Origin of the sequence: Streptococcus sp. 400_SSPC (assembly GCF_001072745.1) — a bacterium.
GTDB lineage: Bacteria > Bacillota > Bacilli > Lactobacillales > Streptococcaceae > Streptococcus > Streptococcus xiaochunlingii.
The window spans coordinates 23,471-49,824 of record NZ_JVIQ01000058.1; the positions used below are offsets into that span (position 1 = coordinate 23,471).

General features: G+C 43.3%; 18 protein-coding genes, 4 tRNA genes and 1 pseudogene. 3 read left to right on the top strand and 20 right to left on the bottom strand.

Annotated features, from left to right (window positions below; translation table 11 throughout):
* Positions 1 to 173: 173 nt before the first annotated feature.
* Complete coding sequence (pbp1b, locus tag ADH49_RS07630) at positions 174 to 2,615, bottom strand: penicillin-binding protein PBP1B (RefSeq protein WP_048691297.1); 2,442 nt, start codon at positions 2,613 to 2,615, stop codon at positions 174 to 176.
* 199 nt (positions 2,616 to 2,814) lie between these two features.
* On the opposite strand from pbp1b, the gene tyrS reads away from it, so the two are divergent.
* Both tyrS and ADH49_RS07640 read left to right on the top strand, forming a co-directional pair.
* Positions 2,815 to 4,071, top strand: coding sequence for a tyrosine--tRNA ligase (tyrS, locus tag ADH49_RS07635; protein ID WP_048691299.1), 1,257 nt, complete (start codon positions 2,815 to 2,817; stop codon positions 4,069 to 4,071).
* Between the two features lie 56 nt (positions 4,072 to 4,127).
* A complete protein-coding gene (locus ADH49_RS07640) occupies positions 4,128 to 4,970 on the top strand; it encodes a putative RNA methyltransferase (protein WP_048691300.1) in 843 nt (280 codons plus the stop codon).
* Positions 4,971 to 5,020: 50 nt separating this feature from the next.
* Here the strand turns inward: ADH49_RS07640 and ADH49_RS07645 are convergent, their stop codons facing one another.
* The 10 genes from ADH49_RS07645 to ADH49_RS07690 all read right to left on the bottom strand — a co-directional run bounded on the left by ADH49_RS07645 (position 5,021) and on the right by ADH49_RS07690 (position 19,416).
* On the bottom strand, positions 5,021 to 6,319 hold the full coding sequence (locus ADH49_RS07645) for a response regulator transcription factor (protein WP_048691301.1): 1,299 nt from the start codon (positions 6,317 to 6,319) through the stop codon (positions 5,021 to 5,023).
* Positions 6,320 to 6,331: 12 nt separating this feature from the next.
* On the bottom strand, positions 6,332 to 7,978 hold the full coding sequence (locus ADH49_RS07650) for a sensor histidine kinase (protein WP_048691302.1): 1,647 nt from the start codon (positions 7,976 to 7,978) through the stop codon (positions 6,332 to 6,334).
* 2 nt (positions 7,979 to 7,980) lie between these two features.
* Entirely contained in the window at positions 7,981 to 8,592 is a 612-nt protein-coding gene (locus ADH49_RS07655; RefSeq protein ID WP_048691304.1) for a YesL family protein, read from the bottom strand.
* A gap of 194 nt (positions 8,593 to 8,786) precedes the next feature.
* Entirely contained in the window at positions 8,787 to 10,268 is a 1,482-nt protein-coding gene (locus ADH49_RS07660; protein ID WP_048691306.1) for an ABC transporter substrate-binding protein, read from the bottom strand.
* Positions 10,269 to 10,331: 63 nt separating this feature from the next.
* The gene (locus tag ADH49_RS07665) at positions 10,332 to 11,264 is read right to left on the bottom strand and encodes a carbohydrate ABC transporter permease (protein WP_048691309.1); all 933 of its coding nucleotides are present in this window, start codon (positions 11,262 to 11,264) and stop codon (positions 10,332 to 10,334) included.
* A gap of 13 nt (positions 11,265 to 11,277) precedes the next feature.
* A complete protein-coding gene (locus tag ADH49_RS07670; RefSeq protein ID WP_048691310.1) occupies positions 11,278 to 12,207 on the bottom strand; it encodes an ABC transporter permease in 930 nt (309 codons plus the stop codon).
* Between the two features lie 211 nt (positions 12,208 to 12,418).
* The gene (locus ADH49_RS07675; RefSeq protein WP_048691315.1) at positions 12,419 to 14,299 is read right to left on the bottom strand and encodes a beta-N-acetylhexosaminidase; all 1,881 of its coding nucleotides are present in this window, start codon (positions 14,297 to 14,299) and stop codon (positions 12,419 to 12,421) included.
* Complete coding sequence (locus ADH49_RS07680; RefSeq protein ID WP_048691318.1) at positions 14,293 to 15,162, bottom strand: ROK family protein; 870 nt, start codon at positions 15,160 to 15,162, stop codon at positions 14,293 to 14,295. Before ADH49_RS07680 ends, ADH49_RS07675 begins: the two co-directional genes overlap by 7 nt.
* Positions 15,163 to 15,248: 86 nt before the next feature.
* Positions 15,249 to 17,894 (bottom strand): alpha-mannosidase, encoded by a 2,646-nt coding sequence (locus ADH49_RS07685; RefSeq protein ID WP_048691322.1) that lies wholly within the window; start codon positions 17,892 to 17,894, stop codon positions 15,249 to 15,251.
* 241 nt (positions 17,895 to 18,135) lie between these two features.
* On the bottom strand, positions 18,136 to 19,416 hold the full coding sequence (locus ADH49_RS07690) for a glycoside hydrolase family 125 protein (protein WP_048691324.1): 1,281 nt from the start codon (positions 19,414 to 19,416) through the stop codon (positions 18,136 to 18,138).
* 193 nt (positions 19,417 to 19,609) lie between these two features.
* On the opposite strand from ADH49_RS07690, the pseudogene ADH49_RS07695 reads away from it, so the two are divergent.
* Positions 19,610 to 21,600 (top strand): annotated as a pseudogene (locus ADH49_RS07695) (GH92 family glycosyl hydrolase).
* A 53-nt stretch (positions 21,601 to 21,653) separates the two neighbouring features.
* Here the strand turns inward: ADH49_RS07695 and ADH49_RS07700 are convergent.
* From ADH49_RS07700 to ADH49_RS07740, 9 genes are all read right to left on the bottom strand, one after another.
* A complete protein-coding gene (locus tag ADH49_RS07700; RefSeq protein WP_048691329.1) occupies positions 21,654 to 22,199 on the bottom strand; it encodes a DUF6287 domain-containing protein in 546 nt (181 codons plus the stop codon).
* A gap of 113 nt (positions 22,200 to 22,312) precedes the next feature.
* Positions 22,313 to 23,812, bottom strand: a complete 1,500-nt coding sequence (locus ADH49_RS07705) for a zinc ABC transporter substrate-binding protein AdcA (protein ID WP_048691331.1) — start codon at positions 23,810 to 23,812, stop codon at positions 22,313 to 22,315.
* An 8-nt stretch (positions 23,813 to 23,820) separates the two neighbouring features.
* Positions 23,821 to 24,624 carry a metal ABC transporter permease gene (locus tag ADH49_RS07710; RefSeq protein ID WP_048691336.1) on the bottom strand — a complete coding sequence of 268 codons (804 nt, stop codon included), beginning with the start codon at positions 24,622 to 24,624 and terminating at the stop codon, positions 23,821 to 23,823.
* Positions 24,617 to 25,321, bottom strand: a complete 705-nt coding sequence (locus ADH49_RS07715; protein ID WP_048691339.1) for a metal ABC transporter ATP-binding protein — start codon at positions 25,319 to 25,321, stop codon at positions 24,617 to 24,619. The genes ADH49_RS07710 and ADH49_RS07715 overlap by 8 nt, the downstream gene beginning before the upstream one ends.
* Positions 25,321 to 25,758, bottom strand: a complete 438-nt coding sequence (locus ADH49_RS07720) for a zinc-dependent MarR family transcriptional regulator (protein WP_048691340.1) — start codon at positions 25,756 to 25,758, stop codon at positions 25,321 to 25,323. The genes ADH49_RS07715 and ADH49_RS07720 overlap by 1 nt, the downstream gene beginning before the upstream one ends.
* A gap of 185 nt (positions 25,759 to 25,943) precedes the next feature.
* Positions 25,944 to 26,027 (bottom strand) — tRNA-Leu (locus tag ADH49_RS07725).
* A 9-nt stretch (positions 26,028 to 26,036) separates the two neighbouring features.
* Positions 26,037 to 26,108 (bottom strand) — tRNA-Gln (locus ADH49_RS07730).
* Between the two features lie 13 nt (positions 26,109 to 26,121).
* A tRNA-His gene (locus ADH49_RS07735) sits at positions 26,122 to 26,194 on the bottom strand.
* Between the two features lie 12 nt (positions 26,195 to 26,206).
* Positions 26,207 to 26,277 (bottom strand) — tRNA-Trp (locus ADH49_RS07740).
* Between the last annotated feature and the right edge of the window lie 77 nt (positions 26,278 to 26,354).

The following is a 26,354-nucleotide window of genomic DNA, read 5'->3' on the forward strand; positions in this document are numbered from 1 at the left end:
AGCTAAATCGACTTTTATAAAGTTTGATTTAACTGCTGTAAGCTTCTATTTGGACAATATTTCAAATAAAGCACACGACAAATTACTTGTCCTTATTATATCGTATTTTCACAAAAAACACAAGGTTTTCTCTAGACATGAAAACGATTTTATGGTATTATCCCTGATAATTTTTACCGATTTTGTCCACTCGATGATGAACTGCTTGGCGTACTAGTATTGCCTGTCCGATTGCTATTGCGATTCCCATTGGAAGTCCCCGCTGAACCTCCTAACATTCCAGCCCAAGCACTAGCATAATCACTATCTGATCCACCAATAGCAAAACGGTAGGTCGTTTGTGGAGCACCATTTTTAGCCCAATAGCTGGTAACTGTCGCACCCGACACATCGATATCACGACCATTGACATTGACACGACCAGGTCGTTGTCCTGTAGCTTTCAGAACAGTCGATGAAATGACACTACTATCTAGGGTGAAGCGATCTTGCACGCCCCAAGCATTTGGATCCGCCTGGTAGATGGCATTGGCTAAATAGGCCATGTAACTTGCGTTATTATTGTAGCCGGTCAAAGGAGCCATGGAAGCATTGTTGTCATGTCCAATCCAGCCACCTAAGGTAAGATTTGGAGTAGACAGCATGAGCCACATATCCCCATTCTCATTAGTGGTTCCAGTTTTCCCTATCCAATCGGCATTAGCAAGGGTTGGGTTGACCTGACTGATCCGACTCTTGAAGGTCGTTGTTGCACCAGAACTGATGACTCCTCTTAGCAAGTCTTGCATGATAGTTGCAGTTGCTGCTGAGTAGACTCGAGTTGGTTTGCTTTCGTGCTGGTAAACAACTTTCCCATTTTGATCCATGATTTTTTCAATCATGTAGCGTTTTTGGTAATTCCCATTATTGGCAAGGGTTTGATACCCGTTTGTATGTTGGGCGACGCTTACTTCGATCCCGCCTCCCATTGGCAGACTTTCAATGCCATACTCAGCGATATCGTAGCCCATTTTTTCCATATAGCCAGGTACATCGACACCCTTTTCACGGAGAGTACGATAGGTCCAATAAGCTGGGATATTCCATGAGGTATTGAGGGCCTCTCGAAGGTCCATCATACCAGTTCCTCGGTTATCCACGTGCATAATTGGCTCTCCACTAGAGAAGTTGGTTGGGTAATTGGAGACGATGCTATTGCTTCCCATCAAGCCTTGGTCAATGGCGATTCCATAAGCCAGCAAGGGTTTAATGGTAGAACCTGGAGAACGCTCCGTATCAAAGGCATGGTTATTTTGATTCCCATCAAAATTCCGTCCCCCAACAAAGCCAAGAATCGCTCCTGTTCGGTTGTCCATAAGGACATTCCCGACTTCTACCGTTCCCGTTCCATCATCCAAGATACCACCATAATTGGCAACTGCTTCTTGCATGGCATTGTAGATAGCTTTGTTGATAGTGGTTTGGACCGTATAGCCACCCTCTCTCAATTCTTTCTTCGCTAACTCTTGATAAGACTTAACCGTTGAATTGTTTTTTAGGTCGTGACTAGAAACATTGTCTCTCTTGATTAGATACTCATACATAGCATCTTCCGCTTCACTAACAGCTTGGAAATACAAGTAGTCGTGTGGTGTCTTCTCGATGCCATTTGACGGAAGGAAATCCTTGCTTAAATCATATTGACTATATTGGTCGTACTCTTCCTTAGTGATAGCCCCTGTCCGATACATATTGTACAAGACATCCTTGGCACGATCCAAGCCTAAAGCTTGATTTTCTGGAGTTTTGAGACTTCCATCAGAAGCATAAGGTGAGTAGACAATTGGACTCTGTGGCAAACCAGCAATAAATGCTGCCTGTGGCATGGTCAAATCTTTGGCAGAAACTCCAAAAATCCCTTGAGCCGCTGCTTCTACTCCCGCGATATTTTGTCCACGGTTGTTTCGACCAAACGGAGACACATTGAGGTAGGTCGTTAAAATTTCGTCCTTATCCATTACCCGCTCCAGAGCAAGGGCATCGATAATCTCAGCGGCCTTCCGTGAGAAGGTCGGTGCATCTCCCACAACTTGTTGTTTAATCAACTGTTGAGTCAGAGTCGAACCACCACTAGAGGACCCTACTCCAGCAACTGAACCCAAGGTAGCCCGGATTACTGCTTTCGGAACAACCCCGTTATGGCTATTAAAATTCTCATCCTCTGTGGCAATAACAGCCTTTTTGACATTGTCCGAAATCGCATCTTTTTGGACAGGGATCCGAATCAAGTCACTGTCAATATCAGAAATGATGCTTCCATCTGAGTAGGAAATCTTTGAAACGCTGGAAATATTTCGTACTTGTTGAACCAATTGGGTCGGATCCGGTGTCTCTGTCTCATTAAATAGGCTAGCTGCATAGCCAATCGCAATCCCTGCACCAAACAAGAGACCACCTAAAGTAAACACCAATAGCACATCCCAAAGGAGTTTCATCGTGCGGAGAACTGTCGCTACGAAATCTCCTAGTGACCAGCCCTCCTTGTCTTCTTTCTCATCGACTTCAACAGTCATCTTGGCAAAGAAGTCTTTTATTTTCTTCCCGCACTTTGTAAAAAATTCTCTCATTTGACTCACTCTATTTCTCCTTGTCCTTCCTATTATACCAAATGGACCTCTTTCTTTTCAATTCCTAAAGTTGAGAACACCGTTTCCAACTGGATTTTTTTCGTCCTTTCATTGCTATTTCAAGTCATTATGGTAAAATAGAGAGAAATCATACAGATACTGGACTGTTTTCATCGATCCGGCCAGTAGCTTAGAAAAGGAGAGAACGATGCACATTTTTGATGAGCTAAAAGAACGTGGTTTGATTTTCCAAACGACTGACGAAGATGCTTTGCGTAAAGCCCTAGAAGAAGGACAAGTATCGTATTATACTGGCTACGATCCAACTGCTGATAGTTTGCACCTTGGGCACCTTGTTGCAATCTTGACCAGTCGTCGCTTACAATTGGCAGGCCACAAACCTTATGCGCTTGTCGGTGGTGCGACCGGACTCATTGGAGACCCTTCTTTCAAAGATGCCGAGCGCAGTTTACAAACTAAGGAGACTGTAGACGGTTGGGTCACTTCTATCCAAGGGCAATTGTCACGTTTCTTAGATTTTGAAAATGGGGAAAATAAGGCTGTCATGGTCAATAACTACGACTGGTTTGGCAGCATTAGCTTCATTGACTTCCTTCGCGACATCGGAAAATACTTTACTATCAACTACATGATGAGCAAGGAGTCTGTGAAAAAGCGTATTGAAACAGGGATTTCTTACACAGAGTTTGCCTACCAAATCATGCAAGGCTACGACTTCTTTGTTCTGAACCAAGAAAACAATGTCACCCTGCAAATCGGTGGTTCTGACCAGTGGGGAAATATGACTGCTGGTACCGAATTGTTGCGTCGGAAGGCTGACAAGACTGGTCACGTCATCACTGTTCCCCTCATTACAGATGCGACTGGTAAGAAATTTGGTAAATCTGAAGGGAATGCGGTTTGGCTCAACCCTGAAAAGACTTCTCCATACGAAATGTACCAATTCTGGATGAATGTCATGGACGCTGACGCTGTTCGCTTCTTGAAAATCTTTACTTTCTTGTCACTTGACGAGATTGAAGAAATCCGTAAACAGTTTGAAGCTGCTCCACACGAACGCTTGGCTCAAAAAGTCCTCGCTCGTGAAGTCGTAACACTTGTCCACGGTGAAGAAGCTTACAAGGAAGCCCTTAATATCACGGAACAACTCTTTGCAGGAAATATCAAAAACCTTTCTGTCAAAGAACTTAAACAAGGACTTCGTGGTGTGCCAAACTACCAAGTACAAGCAGACGAAAACCACAATATCGTAGAACTTCTCGTATCTTCTGGTGTGGTTAACTCAAAACGTCAAGCCCGTGAAGATGTTCAAAATGGAGCTATCTATATCAACGGCGACCGCATCCAAGACCTTGACTATGTCTTGAGCGATAGCGATAAATTAGAAAATGAATTGACCGTTATCCGTCGCGGTAAGAAAAAATACTTTGTTTTGACTTATTAAAAAGAAGACCTCTGAAGCTATGACTTTCAGAGGTTTTTTGGTACACTAGATGTATCATGACGATCAAACCAAAATTACAACGATTTCAAACAGCCACTGCTTTTGCCTGTCCCATCTGTCAAGAAGCCCTTGACCTGATCCAACAAAGCTTGGTCTGCACTAACCGCCACTCCTTTGACCTTGCTAAGTTTGGCTATGTGAACTTATCCCCACAAGTGAAGGCTTCCAAGGACTATGACAAGGAGAATTTTCAAAACCGGCAACTCGTTCTAGAGAACGGTTTTTACGACCATATCCTCACTAGCCTGTCAGAATGTTTGTCTCCACTGGACCATCCAGCCAACATTTTAGATATTGGTTGCGGAGAAGGCTACTATTCGCGCAGCTTGCAAGAACGGTATCCAGACCATTCCTTTTACGCCTTTGATTTATCTAAGGAATCGATCCAACTGGCTGCCAAAAGCGACCAGGAATGGAAGGTCAAGTGGTTTGTCGGAGATTTAGCCCGTCTCCCTCTTTTGGACCAGAGCATGAACCTTCTCCTAGATATCTTTTCGCCAGCAAATTATCAGGAATTTAAACGGGTCCTGGCCCCAGAAGGTCGCCTTATCAAGGTCATCCCAACAGCCGCCCATCTGCAAGAGATTCGTCAGAAGGTGAAGGACCACCTGGATCAGGCCGATTATTCCAATGAGCAGATTATTCAACATTTCTCTGATCATTTTACGATTGAAAACACCATCCATTGCCAGGAAACCTTCGAACTCACACCAGCATTGCGAGAGGCTCTTCTGAGCATGACGCCTCTCCTCTTTCACGTCGATCCAGCTCAAATTGACTGGAACGATCTGACTCGGGTCACCATTTCTGCCACGATTTTGATCGGAAGAAGCAACTAAAAAACACCCTCCATTGATTAAAAATGGAGGGTATTTTTTATGTTTACAGATTAGTCACTTTCCTCTACGCCGATTTGCTGACGGTAGGCTTTGGGAGACTTGCCACACAACTTGCGGAATACTTTGTAAAAGTAACCGACATTACTGTAGCCGACTTCATAGCAGATATCCTCAATACTTTCCGTTGTGGATAAAAGCAACTGTTGGGCAGCTTTGATCCGTTGTTTATTCAAGAGCTCTGCAAAGGTGGAATTGGTCTCACGTTTGATCAATTGTCCTAAATAAACGGGATTGATATAGAGATCTTTGCTGATATCCTTGAGTGACAGTTCCTTCCGATAGTCGCGTCCAATCACTTCCAACACGGTCGCCACATTATTGTTCATCCGATATTGAGAGAAGAAAGTCTCCAATTGGTTCCGAACACAGGTAACAAGATCCTCGAAAGTCGTTGTCTCATGAACAGCTTTCACAACTTCTGTCAGGTCATCTCCGTGCAGGTGTTCAAATAAATGAAAGACATCCATAATGAACTGAATAAAGAGTTGTTTGGCGATCGCCACTTTTGGAGTATGGCTTTTCACGGTTTCTTCCAACCAGTTCAACTCCTCTAAAATCTGTTGGATATTTCCCTGGATGATGACACGGTAAATAGGTTCGTAGTAATTAAAGACACCATCTTCTTCCTCCAAAGGGATATCACCATAAAACAGACTTCGTTCAACAAGCTCTTTAAATTGTTGAAAATATTCTTTGTAAGGTGCTTGGAAACGGCGCTGTAGGAAAGCTCCTTCATCCTCATCTGAAAGATAGAGTTGAAGATTTTTTCCTAAGACCTGATAAGACGAACTGGCAAAGCCTTTCCTTTCCTTATCCACTCCAATCCAGAGTTGTTTTCTCCCTCGGATGGCTTGCTCAAACTCTTCTTCTGACCAGTCTTCATGAAGGAGCCGATTGGCCGTTTCTTGGTCTGGTTTTTTTAGAGTTTGAGATAACTTTTCTAGGATATTCCCCAGCTCCACCTTATTGACAGGCTTTAACAGGTAGTCTGCCACCCGGAGGTTTAAGGCTTTTTTAACAAAAGCAAAATCTTGGTACCCCGACATAATGATATAGGCTGCATGGGGAAGAATGGACTGCATTTGATCAATCATTTCCAGACCGGTTTTTCCTGGCATATTGACATCCGTAATCACGATATCCACTGGATAATCCGCAACATAGGCCAAGGCCTGGTCTGCATCCTCTGCTGTGTAAACAACTTCCATATCCCATTTTTCAAAAGGAATCAGTTTTTTCAGCCCCTCCGTAATCATATATTCATCGTCAACCAGTAAGACTTTATACACGATTTTTTCCTCTTAAGCGTCCTTGATGGTAATCGTATAGAGGACACCTTTTCCTTTTTCTGATGTAATTTGAATGTGGTAACGATCCCCAAAGTAGAGAAGGAAACGCTCGTGGACATTGACAATCCCAATGGATTGCCGTCCCTTACTCTCTTCTACTTCTTTTCGAGGATCCCTATGACTCAATATTTGTTGGATCCGTTGCAATTGGCTTGGTTCCATTCCTCTCCCATTGTCTTGGACACGAATTTCCACCACTTCTCCAACACGACGGACTTTAATACTAATGACATTGTCTTTGCGCTTGTGGTCAACTCCATGGACAAAGTAATTTTCCACTAATGGCTGAAGAGTAAACTTGGGAATAATCATCTCTTCTAGACCGGGTTCAATTTTAAAGCCGTAGGCAATCGATTTTGGATAACGTACCATACAGAGATAGCTGTATTTTCTACAAAATTCCAACTCATTTTCAATGGTCGTCTCCTTCTCCTCTGAAATATTGTTTCGAAGAAGACTACTAAATTCGTAAATAATATCGGCTAATTCTTCTTGATCCTGCATGACTGCATACATGCGAATAAACTCCATGGTATTATACATGAAATGCGGATTAATCTGCGCTTGCAAGGCCTTCATATTGGCATCTTTTTGACTCAGTTGTAGCTGATAGATATCCCGGATAGACTTGTCCATATTGTCTAACATGGTATTGGTCGTTTCTGCAACTAAAAGGAGCTCCTGCTCTTTGGTATCTACATTGATCCGTCGCTCAGAATCCCCCTGGCTGATGGCTTCCATGGTATCTACCAAATCCAAAACTTGTTTTTGGTAATTACGGAAAATTCGTTGGAGCAAGAGATACAAGACCAAGACCAGGATTAGGGCGACCGAAATCATCCAGGTAAAACTAAATAAGGCTGTTCGAACCGTGTAAGAGTTCGGGATTCCAACCCAGATCTGATAACCGTAAGCAGTATCTCGCACAATCCACTGGCTATGATCTTTAGGGTTGATATCCCCTCTGTGGTAAAAAACCTTGCCCAAGGGATTATAGATTTGGACGGCAACTGGAATCGTGTCTTGAATATTATCGACGACAGAATCCAATAGCGCTGGATTGATTTTAATGTAAGCCAGTCCAATATCCTCGCCAGTCGTCACATCCGTCAAGGAGACTGGGATGGCTTGTGAACTAGCCACGTATTGATCCGCTGGAACTTGTTGCCCTCCTTTTTTACTTTTACTGGAAACAAAGACCGTTGTATAGTCATTTAACACCAAATCAATTTCATCCAGGACATCGTGTTCCAAGTAAAGAGTTTGAACATTTCGGTGCAGGGAGACTTGAATATAGTTGGAAACATAATTGTCCAGTCGCCAACTTTCGTATTCAGAAGGCGACATTGAAAAGTACTTGTAAACTCCTTCGAGCTTGGCAGGGTTTTCTACCAGACTCTTTCCCCATTGTGTCGATCTTTCGTAGATATCCTCTACCTCAGTAGTCAAGCGGGAAGAAATCAACTGAGCAATCCGTTCTGTTTCTGCTCGCTGATTATGCCAATAAACCAACGATACTGTCACGCCTAAGGTCGTGATGATCCCCACCATGATATAGGCATAGAACTTCAAAAGTGTTGCTAACCATATTTTTTTCATAATTAAGAAACCACTTTAGAGCGAATTGTTTCATAGACTGGTTGAAAAATATCATTGACAAAGAAATGCCACAAGCCCAGTAAAACAAAGAAAAATAAAGCCGGAACGAAATGGGTAACAACTCCTAACAGAAAGGTCCCCAAGAGAAGTTTCGTCACTGCACGAATATCCAAAAAAGCACCAATAAAACTCAACTTCAAGCTGTTGAGATAGGACAAGTCAAAATGGACTTGAAGCTTGAGATAGACTGCAAAAGTCAGGGGAGCCACCAATAAGAAAATCAAATTGACCAATAAGATAAAAATCTGAAATAGGGACAAGTGAGGCAATTGAATCATCAGATACATGCCATAAATAAGAATGGCTTCGATTAAAAAAAATGTATAGAAAACCTGGTTGGCCCGACGGAAGTTTTCTTTATAGAGCGACCAAGCCTCAGACCAACCATATTGTTTGTAATCAGATCCATGTTCGGCATATAGACTCATAATCGTTGCACTAGCCGGCCCAAATCCAAATAGGATGCCTCCACAAAAGGTTAGCGCCCAAAAGATCCCTGTTGCCAGCATGGCTAAGTAGACTCTTGTAAAAATAAATTCAATCATTCTTCCCATAATGTGTCTCCATGTTCATATGCTGTAGAGGGGAACTTACGACTTAGTATAGTTTCCCTAGTACAACTGATGATTATACCCTATATTATAGCACATTTCCTCTGATGGTTTCGATTTCGAAATCATCAACAGAAAAGACTTTGAAGTGCGAAGACCTCAAAGTCTTTTGATAGACTTAAGCAAGTAATGCTAGCTTATTTCTTAGCAGCAAGGTACTCATCGTATTGTTTTTGGATTTCATCCAAGACTTTTTGGTAGGCACCTTCTGATTTCAATTTTTCAAGCATCTTAGGAATTTCAACTTCAGGATCTACTGTACCTGTATTGATGGCACTTGTGAATTGGTTCAAAGTGTTTGTAAGGGCAGTGATTTCTGATTTCACGTTTTCAGTGTTGAAGATGAATCCAAGTGCTGGAGATTCTTTAGCAGTTTCTAAGTCTTTCTTAGATTGTGCAATTTGCTCATCCGTTACGTTTTCGTTGATGTAAAGAATCCAGTTGTTACCTGTGTTCCATCCAGACATGTGAGTGTTTCCGTTGTAGCCATCCAAGACTTTCACACGGTTTTCTTTACCTTCAACTTTTTCCCAGTTCTTGCCTTCTGGTCCGTAAACAAGACCGTTCAAGAGTTCTGGATTTGTATTCAAGAGGTTCAATACTTCCATTGCTTTTTCTTTGTTCTTAGAGTTGTTTGAGATAACAAAGTTTGCAACTTGAGTAGTGTTGTTCTTCTTGTAAAGTTGAGTGAATGGTTTGATTTCGATCTTACGGTTTGCTACACGAGTAAGCAAGCTGTTACCATAGTCAGCAGGCCCTACTGTTTCTTCACGTACCAACCAAGTATCTTGAGAAAGGTCATATCCAGTGTCGCTTGTAGCTACGTCTTTTGGAATATAGCCAGCTTCATAGTATTTATGAAGAGTCTTCAAGTTTTCAACATAACGTGGAATAGTGTAACGGTCAACGATCTTAGTGGTGTCACCTTGCAAATCGACAACGAATGGAAGTCCATCTACTGCAATGTAATCGAAGTCATCAGAAGGTCCACCGTAGCTCTTGTTCATTGCGAATGGAACAACGTTTGGATCTTTTTCTTTGATCGCTTTCAAGACTGGTTCAAGAGAAGCATAGTCTGTGACGTTTGAAACATCAATACCATATTTTTCAAGAAGTGGTCCGTTGAAGGCAAAGTTTTGTGAAGATGCAACGTTGGCTGCAACTGGAACAGCATAGATTTTACCGTTTACAGTATTCCCTTTGATATAAGCTGGGTCAAGTGCTTCATAAAGCTCTTTTCCTTCTTTCTTATACAAGTCTGTCAAGTCAGCGTAAGCACCTTTTTGAGCGTTGATGACATAGTTGTTTGCAAAGGCAATATCGTAGCTTTCACCAGATGAAATGATAACGTTCATCTTCTTGTCATAGTCACCCCAACCAAGGTATTTGATGTCTAATTTAACACCAGCTTTTTCTTCGATGATCTTGTTAGCATTTTCTAACAAGGTATCCAAGTTATCAGGTTTGTCACCGATTTGGTACATTTTGATAACTGTTTTGCCATCTTCACTCTTAGATGATTTTTGGTTATCACCTGTCAAGTTACCACAAGCAGCAAGAGTTGCTCCAAGTGCGAGAACGCTAGCAGAAGCTAAAGCATATTTTTTCCAATTTTTCATGAGAAAAACTCCTTTTTTATTTTTCTTTATTAACATTATGAAGGGTGAGTGAGCAACATTTGCTTACTCTTTAACACCACCGATGGTCAATCCTTTTACAAAGTAACGTTGGAAGAATGGATAGAGGATAGCGATTGGAACTGTTGCCACCACCACCATGGCCATCCGTCCAGTTTCCTTAGGAAGGGATTGGACCGCACCAGCGATTTGACTAGATGCACCGACTGACTTAGAAATGTAATCCATGTTATTTTGGATTTGCATCAGCAAGTATTGAAGAGGATAGAGGTTTTCACTCTTGATATAGAGAAGGGCGTTGAACCAGTCATTCCAGAAGCCAAGGGCTGTGAAGAGACTGATTGTCGCAATCCCTGGAAGAGAAAGTGGCAAACAGATCTGGAAGAAGATCCGCGTCTCACTTGCTCCATCTATCCGAGCAGACTCGAGAATGGCTTCTGGGATCGTCCGTTTGAAGAAGGTCCGCATCAAGATGATATTGAAGGGACTCAATAACATCGGAATGATGAGGGCTCCAACCGTATCTCCTAAATGAAGCAACTGAGTCGTAACGACGTAACCTGGTACCATCCCTGCACTAAAGAGCATGCTCAAGAGTGCAAAGACCGTAAAGAAGTTTCTGTACTTAAAGGTTCTACGAGAGATAGCGTAGGCATAGGTTGTTGTAATAAAGACATTACATGCTGTCCCTACAATCGTCACAAACAAGGTAATAAAGAGGGCTTGAAAAATCTTATCCTTAAATTGGACAAGGAAAAGATAGCCATCTGCACCAAACTTAGCAGGCCAAAATTGGAAGCCGTGAATAGCCAAACTTTGTTCATCTGTCAAGGAAATCATGACAACGAAGATGAAGGGCAAGATACAGGATAGAGCAACCAAGCCGACGATGCTACTAAAGAAGATGTCTGCTTTCTTACTGAAGGAGTGGATCCCAACATTATCAACTTTTTCTTTTTTAATTTTTGATTTTGCCATGGTATCCTCCTTTCTAGAAGAGCGCTGCATTCTTATCAATCCGACGTGCTACAATATTAGAAAGTAAAACGAGAATCAATCCGACAACTGATTGGTAAAGACCAGCCGCTGCGGCCATCGCAATATCTCCTGATTTAGCAAGTCCATTGTAGACATAGACATCAATTACGTTTGTCACACTATAAAGGGCACCTGAATTATGTGGGATTTGGTAGAACAATCCAAAGTCAGCACGGAAGATATTTCCGATTGCAAGGATGGTCAAGACCGTAATCAAGGAAGCCAACTGAGGAATGGTAATGTGGCGAATTCGCTGCCACTTAGATGCTCCATCCACTGTTGCAGCTTCATAGAAGGTTGGATCAATTCCCATGATAGTTGCATAGTACATAACACTGCTATAACCAAAACCTTTCCAGATTCCTAAGAAGAGGAGAAGCGCTGGCCAAATGGCAACCTCTGTATAGAAGTTGATTCCTTTCATCCCAAGTGATGTTAAGATATGGTTAATCAAGCCTTTATCGACGTTTAAGAAGGCATCTGTAAAGAAGCTAATGATAACCCATGACAAGAAATAGGGGAACAACATTGATGTTTGAAACACTTTAACCAAGCGTTTGGAACGCATCTCACTAAAGATAATGGCAATCCCAACAGAAACAATTAAGCCCAAGAAAATAAAGGCTAGGTTGTAAAGGACGGTATTTCTTGTAATGATATAAGCATCTTTAGAACTAAAGAGGAATTTGAAGTTATCAAATCCTACCCACTTACTCTTCATTACACTATCAATAAATCCCTCTCCGGTGATATGATAGTCTTTAAATGCGACAACGTTTCCCAAAACAGGTATGTAGAAGAATAAAATCAACCACGCTGCACCTGGTAAAACCATCAAGAAGAAGATAAAATTTTCTCTCAAGGTCTTAACAAACTTTTTCATCTGACTCCCCCCTTTGTCATTTTATTTTTGGTAACGTTTACATTTTTTATTATAAAACTCTATGAAAACTTTTTCAAACTCCTAATTATAGAAAAAATTCTACAAATTTATGACATAGCCTTAAAAATGGAGAAAAAAGGAGAAGAAATGTCTCCATCGGACATCTTTCTCCTCCTTCAACAGCATTTTCTTTAAAGACACCCTTTTTGAATTAGGTCGTATAAATGGTCGAAGCGGTCGCAATGGTATGCCACTGGTTGGCCGTTGTAGCTGCGAAGTCCTTATCTCCATAGAAATCGTTGAATGGCAAAATCTCTACTTCCAACTCATCGATACGAGAAATGGAACCAGCTAGATAGTCTTCAATACGACTTTCTGCACGCTTGATTCGTTGCAAGAGTCCTCCCATACGGATATCCACGGTATCCAAGCCAAAGACCTTGTTTTCTTTCAACCATTGGTGGCTAAAGAGAGCATGGAAGTGTTCAATCTGGCTTCTGAGGTTTGGCAATTCTTCTCTAGCAATTTGTCGCAAGCTCTCTTTATCATCTGCGTGATAGGCCTCACGGATGCGTCGACCTACATCCACTTTGCTACTTAAAATAGCATTCAACTGAGCCTGAGTTTCAAAAAGATAAGCGTAGATGCCTGCTCTTTCTTTGATAGCAGCAAGAGTCTCAGCTGCCTGGGCAAAGTGCGGTTTGTCCTGTTCAGGAGTCATGTGCTTGTCAAGGATTGGACAGAGAACATCCTGATAAAAGACATAGCGATTAGGGTTGATCCCACTGAGATTGTCTGGTAGGTCTGGCAAGAGGTTGGCCAGATCCAGCTGCATAAAGTCCTCAACTGAGAGGCCAGTATTGGTCTTGAAATGGGCAGACAGACGCTCTAAGTCATTGCGGTAGCTGAGCTCTGCCCAGATTTGCAAGCTTGGCAGAATAGAGAACTGGGCTGTTTCCCCACCATTGTCCCCCCAACCCGTCACGATGACTTCCTTGATCTGGTTGGCACGACAAGCTTTGTTGGCTTCAAGAGCGATAAGGCGACTGAAATGGTTGTGTGGTGTAAAACCAATCCATTTCCAAGCACCACCTGCAAAGGCGATATCCTGGCTAATCTTGTGGTGATTCCGGAAGTTACGGTTGTATTTTTCTTCGCTATCCTGATAATAATCCCAGTAAACCAAGGTCACACGGTCTTTGAGACGGTCTAGATAAACTCGTGTTTCCTCTGGAATTTCCACATCACGGTCGTACTGGCCGTCTGCTGACATGAGTTTGAAGAACATATCGCTCCACATCTGGCAGTGGAAACCGTATTTGTCAGCAATATCCAGCACGCGCTCCAAGTGTTGGCACATGAGGAGGCTGCGGTCAACCACACCGTTTAGGATAAGGTAACGTCCCAAACCAACCAGGTGAGCTTCATCCATCCCGATATTGACCTTGCGAGTTTGTAGCTTAGACAACGTCGCAAACATACCATCAATCAGCTCGTAAACTTTTTCTTCGCCAATAAGGAGAATATCCTCTACATCACGGAGTTGCTGGACTTCTTTGACACCCCATTTGACAAAGGCTGATAAGTGAGCCAAGGTTTGGATGCATGGAACAAAAGTCATGTCAAACTGCTGGGCGTAGCTTTCGATTTCCTGTAACTCTTCAGCTGAGTATGCTCCACGGAAATAACCAAAGTAAGGTTGTCCCTCAATCTGATAGGTGTCCTCCATATATAGCTCAAAGATTGAGTAGCCCATGAGAGCCAAGACTTCAATCATCTGTTTGGCAGATGCAACATTTAGAACCGCATTTCGCGAACAGTCCGCCATATAGGCCAAATCTTCGTAAGCTGCCTGTTCCTCAATCTCTACCTTGTCTCCTTCTGCTAAAGCTGTTGCCAGCACAGACAAGGCGCGGTAAAGTTGATGCGGTTTGCGGTAGGTCAATTGATACTGTCCACTCTCACCCTTGATAGAGATAGAAGCTTGGTCAGACTGAGCAACCGCCACTTCTACATCTGGTAGAGAAATGTGATTTTTTAATACTTCGATAGATTGTGCTTGTTTGGGACTAAGTCCTGTAAAAGTTACCATTGGTTTTCCTCCTGTAACCAGTTGACAAGGGCACCGTAGAGATTGGCATCTGCCTGGTAGGTGCAGGCTTGAATGACTGGAGCGATGGTATATTCTTCATATCTTTCCACAAAGGTGTCTACTGCTTTTTGAACCCCTTTGATAAAATCAGGGTTCTGACTGATAGAGCCGCCTAGACTAATCACATCTGGGTCAATCAGGTACTGGATATTGAGCAGTCCTTGAGCAAGATTACGGTTCATGCGCTCAATGGCTTCCTGGCAAAGGGCATTGCCGGCTGCTGCCTCTTGGTACACCTTGCGGCCGTCCCAGTCAGTCTGACCAGATTTTTCGATGACATAGCGAACCATATTTCCTGTAGAAGCGAGTTGCGACCAGTTGTTGAGCTTTTCTGCCGGCTCGATGGTGGTCATGTAGCCAAACTCACCGCCCAGTCCATGGCGACCTCGGTGAAGCTTGCCATTGATAATCATGGCGCCACCGATCCCTGTACCAACCACGACACAGGCTGCATTTTCAATTTCAGGATGAGCTAACAGTTCACTCAGTCCAACACAGTTGGCATCATTTTCTAGGTGGACAGGAAGCTTATGATGAGCAAGCGCCTCATACCATGAGAAACCATGGATGTATGGAATGGCACTGATCCCCTCAATTACCCCTGTTTCTTGGTTAACAGCCCCTGGCACACTCATGGCAATCCCACGGTAGTCACGTTCTGACAAGCGTTGATCCAACCAAGCCGACAAATCTTCTAGAGTTTCTGGAGTTGGTGTGCTGGCCTTATCTAAAATCTTTCCATCCGGAGTGAGACTAGCAAACTTAATCCCAGTCCCTCCGATATCAATCGTTGCAATGGTCATTGCTTTTACCTGTAAAAAGGAGCGAGAAAAGCAGTCGGTTCTTACTCTTTTCGCTCCTCCTTTCTTTTTATGTTATCTTTTTGAAATTAGATTTCTTCTTTTTTGATCCATTCTGTACGGATTTCTTGCGGTGCTAATAAACCTGTATGGACCGGATACGGTTGTTCCAGAAGATCGACAACCGTTTGTTGTCCTTCTGACACGCGCACATTTTCTTGGCTCATGTTGTAATAGCGAAGGATGTAACCTTCTTCATTTTCTGCTACCTTAAAGGCTGTTGGACAAACCTGAGGATGTGTCAAGGCTGTATGCTTGAGTAAGCTACCAGACGCTGCTACACTTCCTTCTTGTTTTTCAACTTGAAGGCTGGTCATCGGTGTCTGCAAAGCTTTAGCTCGGCGATAAGCGGAGAAGCGCCCCTGAGCTTGATGGCATTCTACTGCATATTCAACCTCAAAGTTCCGCAAGCATTGTGCTTCTGGTGTTGGGAAATAGCCCCAGTCACCAAGTTCGCCGGAAGCACGGAGAAGGGTTACAGCAATGGTATCATCCCCTAAAATTTCGTATTCATGTAAACCTTTATTGGCCACTGTTACCCCTTTGACGTCATCATACAAGCTGACGAAGGCTTGTTGGTGTTGGGGATTTTCAGGATTTTCCCAAGAAGCAGCCGGTTTATTTGGCCGTGTCACAACCTCATAGATACTTTCAGAATCGTTGCTTGGACGTGTATTGTGAGTCTTGACCAGGAGACGGATACGGTGATCCTTAGCTGTATTGGTGAAGCGCGTCTTGAAGCGAATTTGCGGATCATCTACAAAGATGGTCATCTCCGTTTCAAGAGGGATGGTTGTCAGCTCTTCTGAGCGACTTGCCTTGCGGTTCATAAACTCGATAATGCCTCTTTGCTCCGCATCCAATTGTTCATCCGCGCTGACCGGGATCGTCAAGTCATGCTTGAGCAAGATTTTGGCATAGCGAGCATTGTTTTCCAAGACCTCATAAGCTGTTAACTCCGCATAGATCGGCTCTGTTCCTTTTGGTTGGAAGTAGATATATTCATTACCGATATCCCCACGATCTTCAAAACGAAGGAAATCCTCATAAGCCTCATTGGTCGTTTTATCATAGAGGGTCAAGCCATCATCGATACTAAGGGTTACAAATGGCGTATCGATCACCCCATTTTGGAAAAGACCATCATGATGAGGTGCTTTGCCTTCCAAGAGCTGGAAGGTGGTCCAAGAAAGAGGCGCTAGGTGAACCGGAACCGTCACGCGCACTTGACGCGCGATATAAGGTTGACGGAATTTATCCTTAGGCAGGGTATAGCCAAAGCTTGCTCCCAAGTCTTCAATCTCTGCTTCTACAAGATGCCCATCTAAATCCTCTACGTGGTAGTCTGGCAAGGTCAAAGCGGCCATTTTCTTGAAGCCCTCTGTCGGATGCAATTCCTTAAATGGACAAACTGCTACATCGACAATCGTGCTGACGGTGTCCACCTTATTGTGCAAGCCAGTATTGACGACCGTAAAGAGGTGCTCACTCTGTGCTTTTTGAGTCGCTAGTTTACCCTTCCATTCGTTGAGAAGGTTGGTCTTGACAAAGTTTCCGACTTGATTGACCTTGGCAAAACGAACTTCCATCTCACGGTGAACATCATCTATGCTACATCCACAAATACTATCGTGTGGCGCATTTTGTAAGAGTGTCTTCCAGGCATAGGTCAATTGATCCTTGTGGTTATGCCCACCTGTAATGATGGTCAAAGGTTCCACCACTTGCTCGAGCAGGTTGCTGTTTTCTTGGAAGGCTTGTTTGAGGTAAATACGTGAAGAAGATGTATTAGCAAGAGTGTACCAACCATCTGTTTCCTGACTGGTCAATTCTCCCGTAACTGTTGATAATTGTTCAGGAAGCGCACTTTCCACTGCTTGCACATATTCATCAAAAGAGCTGTGAACAAAGGTCACGTCAGGGAAGAGTTCATTGGCCACGCGAATAGCTTCACTCAAGTTTCGTTGAACCGGTTGGTGGTCGCAACCGTTCATCATCAACCATTGGTTGGTCGATGCATAGTCACGAACATCTGCCAATTTTTGTTTCCAGAAAGCCAAGGCTTCATCTTTATCCACTGGAATTTCGTTCCCGTTACTGTACCAGTTGGCAAAGAGGATACCAAGCACGCGGCTACCATCCGCCCCTTGCCAGTACATTTCAGAAAATTGAGAGGTGAATTGCTCATCTTCGAGGACTTGGTTATCAAATCCGATTGGTTTGACACCACGCCCAAAGGCTGCTACGTGAATGCCTGATTTTTGAAGAATTTGAGGAGCTTGCCCCATATTTCCAAAGGTATCTGGGAAGTAACCAATCTGAGTTGATTTGCCCCATTTAGCACATTCAGCTTGTCCAATCAAGGTATTACGTACATTAGCTTCACTGGAGATTAAGTAATCATCCTGCAAGATGTAGAAAGGTCCAATCTTGAGTTTTCCTTCGTCAATATAACGCTGCACCTTGTCACGGTTTTCAGGGCGAATTTCTAAATAGTCATCAAGGACAATGGTTTGTCCATCCAAATGGAAGCTCTTGAATTCAGAGTCATTTTCAAAGAGATCAAAGAGATTGTCAAAGAGTTCCACCAATTGCATCCGGTGACTTTCAAAAGGTAAATACCACTCACGATCCCAGTGACTGTGAGAGATAATGTGTACAACAACATTTTCCATGAGTAAAACCTCATTCTAACTTAAATTTTTATTGTTTTAAATATAAACTTGTGATTCTAACAAGAATCAGTGAAGCTAAAGCGTGCTCCTTATACTCAATGAAAATCAAAGAGCAAACTAGGAAGCTAGCCGCAGGTTGCTCAAAGAACTGCTTTGAGGTTGTAGATAGAACTGACGAAGTCAGTAACATATATACGGCAAGGCGAAGCTGACGTGGTTTGAATTTGATTTTTGAAGAGTATTAGCGGATATCCAAGTAATCCAAGACTAATTCACAGAACATCATGTTGGCCCAAGAGAACCATTCACGCGAATATTTGGTTGGATCATCCACGTGGAAACTTTCGTGCATGACACCTGTTCCACCATCGCAGGCAACCAACTGATCCAGCAAGAATTTCTTCTCAGCTTTATCTGTAGCTGTTAAACCTTGGATCGACAGGGCAATCGGCCAGATATAGCGATAGAAGGTATGAGAACTTCCGAGTCCGCTTGCGTACTTCCCTTCATAGAAGTAAGGATTTTCAGGGCTCAAAATAGTCCGACGAGTAGCTTGGTAGACCTCATCGTCGATCGCGCAGTAGCCAAGATAAGGAGCTGCCAACAAGCTTGGTACGTTTGGATCATCCATGATGCTAACATTTCCCAAACCATCTACCTCAAAGGCATAGATCTTCTCGCCCTTACTGTTAGTAGTGTAGGCGTAGTTTTCGATCCCTTCTTGAATCTCCGCTTGGAGGCGTTTGGCATCTGCAATGATACTCTCACTATCAGCTAGATTCAATGCTGCAAAGATTTCTTGGACATAACCCAAAACAACTACTGCAAACATATTTGACGGAATCAAGTAGCTATACTGACAGCAGTCATCGCTTGGACGGAAAGCTGACCAGGTCATTCCTGTCACAGCAAAATCTGGCCCAAAGCCGTCATTTACCAAGGTATCTTCCTTACGATCGGTATCACGGACGAAACGGTATGGTGAGTTATTGTGGTCTTGCTCCACTGTCCAGAGATGAAGGATTTCCTTGGTCGCTGTGACAAAGGTTTCATCAAATTGGCTAGTCTCACCAGTTTCCTTCCACAGGAGGTAAGCCAATTGCAAGGGATAGCAAAGCGAGTCCACTTCATACTTACGTTCCCAAATCCAGCCATTCAAATCGGTGTGGTCAGTCTCGTGGTGGCCTTTCCAGTTCTCCTCAATATTAAAAGAGTTAGCATAGGGATCCTTTAGGATCAAGGTCATCTGGCGCTTGACCAAACCAGCAATGGTCTGGCGCAAACGAGGATCTCTTTTTGCCACATGAAGATAGGGTCTCAATTGAGCCGTTGAGTCACGCAACCACATAGCTGGGATGTCCCCTGTCAACACAAAGGTTGACCCATCTTCCAAGATTTCAACTGTATTGTCTAAAGTATCTGTGTAGCAACGCTCAAAGACATCCACCCACTCCGGGTACTCTTTGGCACGTTCTGCTACTTGGTCCAGCCATTCTCTGACGATTTCTTTTGAATAAGTCATTCCTTTTCCTCACACTTGTCGATTCTTTCCTATTCAGTATAAAAGATTTCAGATGGGAAATACATACGCAAATTATAGCCCTTTTTCTACAAACTTTTCTAGTTTTGAAAAAGACTTTCCCATTTGAGGGGCTTCTGCTAAAATAAAGAAAGAAAAGGGCTTGAAAGCCCTAGTATGACACAGGAGGTCCCGCATGAAGACCGATATTACTCACATTGATACCCGCTTAGGAACAGACAATCACTCAGCATACTCTAACGGCAATACCCTCCCTTACACAGGAGTTCCTTTTGGGATGAATTATTTCCTCCCACAGACGACACATGAACAGGGGGCTTGGTTTTTCAACCCCAACCTTCCTATCTTTCAAGGTATTCGCTTGACCCATCAGCCTAGCCCTTGGATTGGAGATTTTTCCTGGTGTCTCCTCACCCCGCTGACAGACATTCCGACTCAAGAAGACCTCTATTTCAGACAGAGTAGTTACCGGGTCCATTCTCCGCTTTAGAGGGCCGTCTGCACTTTCACTGGCCATTCATTGCCCCAATGGACTAGCTGAAGTAGAATTCGGAGAAACGAATCTACATTTTCACATCCTAGACCAAAATCATACCGACCAACAAACCTATCCTTTCTATCTTCATGTCGAATTTGACCAAGCCATCACTCGCACTCACTGGCTAGGACAGGATTTGATCCTAGAATTTGACAGCCCTACCCTAGAAGCTCGATTAGGCACTTCCTTTATCAACCCTGAGTTGGCCGAATCTCACCTTCCTACAGCTAGCTTTGAAGAGATGAAAGAAAAAGCGAGCCGCAAATGGCAAGAGCTAATGGACCGATTTGAAATTTTAGATACGGGCGGAGAGGATCGAACATTTTTCGATCACTGTCTCTACCGTAGTCTGCTCTTTCCTCAGACTTGTTATGAAGTAACCCCTGAGGGGAAAGCAGTCCATCGCGATTTCGCCCACAACCGCATTCAAGAAGGAAAATACTTCACGAGTTTGGGCTTCTGGGATCTCTTTCGGACCACCTTTCCTCTCTATAGCCTAGTCTATCCCGAGCTTTACCAGGAATTTCTCGAAGGCTTCCTCAGCCATTACCGAGATACCGGTTTCCTCCCTAAATGGCTAGCGCCGGACGAAAGAGGCATGATGCCTGGAACCCTCATTGATGGGGTCATTGCCGATGCCATTCAAAAAGGCCTAGCTCCCGACCTCCACACGGAGCTTTTTGAAGCCATGCTAGATACAGCTAGGAAGGAAGACCCAAATGGTCATTACGGTCGACGAGGAGCTAAAGAATACAAGGAATTAGGCTATCTATCCACTGACTATCACGAAAGCGTGAGTCACACCATTGACTTCTCCTATAGCGATTTTTGTATCGCCCAAACTGCCCAGCTACTTGGCAAGGAAGAGTTGGCCAAAGAATATGCCCAGTCTAGTCTTTCCTATCGAACCCTCTTTGATCCAGAAACAGGTTATATCCGGGCCAAAGATAAGAAGGGCCATTTCAGACCAGACTTTTCCCCCATCAGTTGGGGACGCGACTATGCAGAGTGCTCTGCCATTCAGGCAACCTTAGGCGCCCTTCACGACATCGAGGGCCTCAAGCAACTCTTTGGTGGAGAAGGAAGGATTTACCCACTACTTAACTCGACTAGCCACTCAAGCACCGCATTACGAAGTGACGGGCTATGGCTACGAAATTCATGAAATGAGTGAGATGGCCCAAGCTCCTTTTGGACAAATTGCCATTTCAAACCAACCGAGTTTTCACATCCCCTATCTCTTCCGCTATAGCCAACACCCGGAATACACTAGCATCCTAATCCAGGCCCTTCGCAAGGAAGCCTTCCAGCCAAGCTTTCAAGCCTATCCAGGAGATGAAGATAATGGCAGCCTATCCTCCTGGTATATCTGGTCGGTTTTAGGACTCTATCCAACTTGTCCAGGCAAGCCAGTCTATGACCTAGGGATTCCCCTCTTCAAACACTTGCGCCTCTTTCTCCCTCAAGAGAAAAAATGGCTGCATATCCATAGCACAGCTCACACAGCCCAAGCACACTTTCTTCAAGATGCTTCTCTTGATGGAAAAAAGGTCGACAGAGTGAGCCACCAAGACCTCTTGAAAGCGGAGAAGCTAGACTTCTACCTTTCTTGGCTCCCTAAAATCTAAAAAAGAATGAAGAGTAGGACACTCTTCATTCTTTTTCATTACACATATACTAGCTAATTCCCAACCTTATAGAGGAAAGAACCTTGTTCCGTAAAACTGTACATCCCAGTTCCGGTCCAGAGACGGTCCTTATTAACATCAGAATCATCATGGAAGATGACTTCTCCATTTTCGTCCGTTTGGTCATCAATCGTAAGCCCGGCAGGGATGAATTCCATCAAAAATCCTCCTGTAACTCCTCCGTAGACTCCTCCTGAAACAGTTCCATAATCCGTCAAGGAAAGACCATAAGACTCATATTCGTTAGAGACCAAACCATTTTGATCAAAGACGAGTTTATTCCCCTTATCATCTTGCCAGACACCAGCTACACTACTATAATCCCCTTGAGCGATTGCTTCAATATCCATCTTTGTTTTCTCTTTCTTATCACTCGAACTCTCAGCTTTCTTTGTTTCACTAGTAGCTGAGCTATCCTTCGATTGACGAACTGTACTTTCTTTACTTTCAGATCCTGTCTCCTGCTTTTTATCACCACAGGCTCCAAGGAAAAACAGTAGAGCAGAAATCAACAATAGCAAACGATACTTTTTCATCATGAATCTCCCCATATTCAATCTATTCTATAAGCCTAATTTTATCCTTTTTCTAGCAATTTGACAAGTTTCTGTTACTATCAAAAAAGGAACCAACTGGTTCCTTCTCTAATTGATTAATGGGCCAACATTTCCTGCGCAATTTCGAATCCGGATAGGTCACTTGGGTAGTAAGTAGGCCAATTTTCCAATTCCTTATAAAGAGCCTCTTGGCTTTCCCCACCGAAGAAAATATGGAAGTGAGCTGCCTTATTAGGAGCAATTTGATGGTCACTGAATTGAACATACTTGAATTCACCCGCATTCGGATCAGTTGCTTCAAAGAGATACCGCACTCCACGATTCCCTTTTGTATAGTTTAGCGTATGCTTCCCAGCATAGCGGTATTCGAACTTCTTCTCTTCGCCATTCTTATAGAAGGTCATGGTTTTGTCTGTAATGACAATCCGGTCGACATCTGTTTTATAACCTGTGGTGTAGTAGGCTTTATACTCTTCAACTGTTTTGGACTTGGTTAATTTAGCTTTGTAGTCAAAGACTTGATCCAAGGTTCCATCTTTTAGATAAGGATACACAGACTGCCAATCACCTACATAGTCTGAAAGAGTTCGGTCCTTAATAGCACTGTCCTCAAAGTAGCCATTGGCTACTGTTTTGGTGTCTTCTTCCTCTTCTGGAGCGATTTCTTTTCCAGCTTGAGTTGTTGTTAACTCCAAAGATTTGAGGTTGGCTCCCATGATAGAGATGTAGTCTTCACCATCTTTCATCTGCTCATCTGTCAAGCTCTCTAATGGATTCAAAACAGCTAGATCCACACCGGTTTCAGCAGACAAGGTTTTCGATAAGGATTTAGAAGCATTTTCTTCAAAGTAGATGACCTTGATGTCATTCTTCTTGATGTACTCTGTCAATTCACTCAAGCGAGTCGCAGACGGTTCACTATCTGGTGACAAACCTGAAATAGAAACTTGATTCAAGCCATAGTCCAGGGCCAAATAACGGAAAGCTGCGTGTTGAGTAACAAAGTTTTTCTGTTTCGCTTCAGATAAGCTCTTCGTATAGCTGTCATCCAATTTTTTCAACTTGGCAATATAGGCATCCGCATTAGCTGTAAAGCTAGCCTTTTTATCTGGGTACTGTTTCACCAGTTGATCACGAATCGTTTCCACCATTTTAATGGCTCTCTGCGGAGAAAGCCAGACATGGGGATCGTAGTCATGATGGTGTTCTTCCCCTCCCTCATGGTCATGCTCTTCCTCACCACCTGGTAAAAGCAGCATATTTTCCGTCGCTTTGACAACCTTGGTTTTCTTGCCATCCATTGATTTCAACAACTGAGGCACCCACGTTTCCATGTTCTCATTCTCGTAGACAAAGACATCTGACTCTTGGATTTTTGCGCGCCCCTTGGCAGACAATTCAAAATCATGGGGTTCCGAACCAGACCCGATCAAGAGCTCCACATCTCCCTCGTCTCCAACGACTTGCTTAGTAAATTCATAGACAGGATAGAAAGTCGTCATGACTTTCAATTTCCCTGACTGATTTTGACCACCACTACAAGCTACTAAAAGAAGACTACAAAAGGCTAACACCAGCCATGCAAGTTTTTTCATAAGATCACCTATTTTCTAAATTTAACAAAAAGATTTGAGAGCAAAAAGAAGAATACAAATAAGAGGGTAATGGTCGCACTAACCGGTGTATCCGGGTAATAAGAAAGAATGAGACCACTGACCATCCCTACAAAACCAATGACCACTGCCAAAATCATGACTGAACGGAAGGTTTTTCCTAGCTTTAAAGCAATACTAGCTGGCAAGACCATGATGGTAGATACCAACAAGGAACCCGCAGCCGGGATCATCAAGGCGATAGCCACCCCTGTCACGATATTAAACAAGATAGACATGAGACGCACGGGTAAACCATCTACATAAGCTGTATCCTCGTCAAACGTAAGAATATACATCGGACGAATAAAGAGAACCGTCAAACACAAAACAATCGCCGCTATGACAAACAGAGCTAACACTTGCTCATCGGTAATGGTCAAGGTAGAACCAAATAGGTACTGGTCCAGACTCATGGAGCTTTTACCACCACCCTTCATGATCACCAAAGCCAAGGCCAAACCGGTTGACATGAGAATCGCTGTCCCTATTTCCATAAAATCTTTATAGACCGTGCGTAAGTACTCTAGAAATACAGCTGCTATGATCACCACAATGACTGTAGAAATAGTCGGAGAGAAACCAAGGAAGAGACCAAAAGCAACCCCTGATAGAGAAACGTGGCTCAGCGTATCACTCATCAAGCTCTGACGACGCAAAATCAAAAATACACCTAGGATAGGAGAGAAGAGACTCATAGCAACCATCGCCAACAAGGCCCGTTGCATAAAATCATACTGAAAGAGACTAAGCATGGTCCTCACCTCCATCTTTCTCATGGACATTAAAGCAACGCCATGGAGAGTTTTGTTTTCTCACTAGGTGAATATTGCGATCCGCGTAATGGCTCACCTCTTCAGGATCATGCGTAATCATCAAAACAGCCTTCCCATGATGATGGGCACTGTGGTGCATCAATTCATAAAACTCATCCTTACTACCAGCATCCATCCCAGTAGTCGGTTCATCCAAGACAAAAATATCTGGATCAGACGCAAACATTCGTGCAATGACAGCCCGTTGTTTCTGGCCACCGGATAGAGCCCCTAATGGTTTATCACGATGCTCTAACATCCCAACAGCAGATAAACTAGCTAGAATGTGCTCCTCATCGTGATGATTTAACCGACGAAACCAACCCTTACGAGGATACCGCCCTGATTTCACAAACTCATAAACAGAACTGGGAAAGCCAGCATTAAAGCTTGCAATTTGTTGCGGAAGATAGGCAATTCGTAATTTTTTACCAGCTACATTTTCCTTAGCAATTTCAACCGTCCCTACTTTTGGTTTTAAGATGCCAAGACTTGCCTTGATCAAAGTAGATTTGGCTGCGCCATTCTCACCAGTCAGCGTCACAAACTCCCCGCTGTCCAAGTAATAATTCACCCCTTCTAGAACAGGCTCTCGATCATAATAAAATGAAAGATCTTTAACAGTGATATAACGCATTAACGAAGATCCTCCAATAAGCGAGATAAAAACTTAGAAATAACCATCTGTTCTTCTTGAGAAAATTCGCTCAAAACTTGATCATAAACAGCCAAAGTATGATCATGATGATGAGAATGTTCCTCAGCAACTGGACGCCCCAAATCTGTTAAACGGTACAAAACAATTCGAGCATCTTTCTCATCTTTTAGAGCTTCTAACATCCCAAAAGAAAGTAATTGTTTAACAGCCTTAGTAACAGCAGCTTGACTAACATTCAGCAATTTAGCAAGCTCAGAATTGGAATAATTATTCTTTGATAATAACATTAAAATGTGTTCTTGCGTATTGGTTAAAGAAAAACCACTTGTACAAGAACCTATCAAAACTTCATGCTGATTCTCAGAAATAAGTAAAATAGAATTTAAAAACTCATCGATCTGATTAGCGACTTTCATACGTACTCCCTTTCTATTAACCAGTAAATACTTTACCGGTTAATTATAACACAGTAAAGGAAAATAGTCAAAGTATTTTCAGAAAACAATAAAAACAATTTTTAGTAACTGTTAAGTAACTCAGCATCAAAAATTCAACAAATAAAAGAAAAAAACAAGGTCCGAAAACCTTGTCTTTAATACTATACCGGCGGCCGGGGTCGAACCGGCACGTCCTTGCGGACACTGGATTTTGAGTCCAGCGCGTCTGCCAATTCCGCCACGCCGGCAAAGTATAACTGGGGTAGCTGGATTCGAACCAACGCATGAGGGAGTCAAAGTCCCTTGCCTTACCGCTTGGCTATACCCCAATAATATAAAATAGGCGAGTGATGGGGATCGAACCCACGCATGCCAGAGCCACAATCTGGTGTGTTAACCACTTCACCACACCCGCCATATTCTTATACACGGGCAGTAGGAATTGAACCCACACTGAAGGTTTTGGAGACCTTAGTTCTACCTTTAAACTATGCCCGTAAAGGATGGAAGGGGAGGGATTCGAACCCCCGAACCCGAAGGAGCGGATTTACAGTCCGCCGCGTTTAGCCTCTTCG

Bases quoted from the DNA above. Each gene is read 5' to 3' on its own strand.
- tyrS (WP_048691299.1), top strand. From the start codon at position 2,815: ATGCACATTTTTGATGAGCTAAAAGAACGTGGTTTGATTTTCCAAACG.
- ADH49_RS07640 (WP_048691300.1), top strand. From the start codon at position 4,128: ATGACGATCAAACCAAAATTACAACGATTTCAAACAGCCACTGCTTTT.
- ADH49_RS07650 (WP_048691302.1), bottom strand. From the start codon at position 7,978: ATGAAAAAAATATGGTTAGCAACACTTTTGAAGTTCTATGCCTATATC.
- ADH49_RS07655 (WP_048691304.1), bottom strand. From the start codon at position 8,592: ATGGGAAGAATGATTGAATTTATTTTTACAAGAGTCTACTTAGCCATG.
- ADH49_RS07660 (WP_048691306.1), bottom strand. From the start codon at position 10,268: ATGAAAAATTGGAAAAAATATGCTTTAGCTTCTGCTAGCGTTCTCGCA.
- ADH49_RS07665 (WP_048691309.1), bottom strand. From the start codon at position 11,264: ATGGCAAAATCAAAAATTAAAAAAGAAAAAGTTGATAATGTTGGGATC.
- ADH49_RS07670 (WP_048691310.1), bottom strand. From the start codon at position 12,207: ATGAAAAAGTTTGTTAAGACCTTGAGAGAAAATTTTATCTTCTTCTTG.
- ADH49_RS07675 (WP_048691315.1), bottom strand. From the start codon at position 14,299: ATGGTAACTTTTACAGGACTTAGTCCCAAACAAGCACAATCTATCGAA.
- ADH49_RS07680 (WP_048691318.1), bottom strand. From the start codon at position 15,162: ATGACCATTGCAACGATTGATATCGGAGGGACTGGGATTAAGTTTGCT.
- ADH49_RS07685 (WP_048691322.1), bottom strand. From the start codon at position 17,894: ATGGAAAATGTTGTTGTACACATTATCTCTCACAGTCACTGGGATCGT.
- ADH49_RS07690 (WP_048691324.1), bottom strand. From the start codon at position 19,416: ATGACTTATTCAAAAGAAATCGTCAGAGAATGGCTGGACCAAGTAGCA.
- ADH49_RS07700 (WP_048691329.1), bottom strand. From the start codon at position 22,199: ATGATGAAAAAGTATCGTTTGCTATTGTTGATTTCTGCTCTACTGTTT.
- ADH49_RS07705 (WP_048691331.1), bottom strand. From the start codon at position 23,812: ATGAAAAAACTTGCATGGCTGGTGTTAGCCTTTTGTAGTCTTCTTTTA.
- ADH49_RS07710 (WP_048691336.1), bottom strand. From the start codon at position 24,624: ATGCTTAGTCTCTTTCAGTATGATTTTATGCAACGGGCCTTGTTGGCG.
- ADH49_RS07715 (WP_048691339.1), bottom strand. From the start codon at position 25,321: ATGCGTTATATCACTGTTAAAGATCTTTCATTTTATTATGATCGAGAG.
- ADH49_RS07720 (WP_048691340.1), bottom strand. From the start codon at position 25,758: ATGAAAGTCGCTAATCAGATCGATGAGTTTTTAAATTCTATTTTACTT.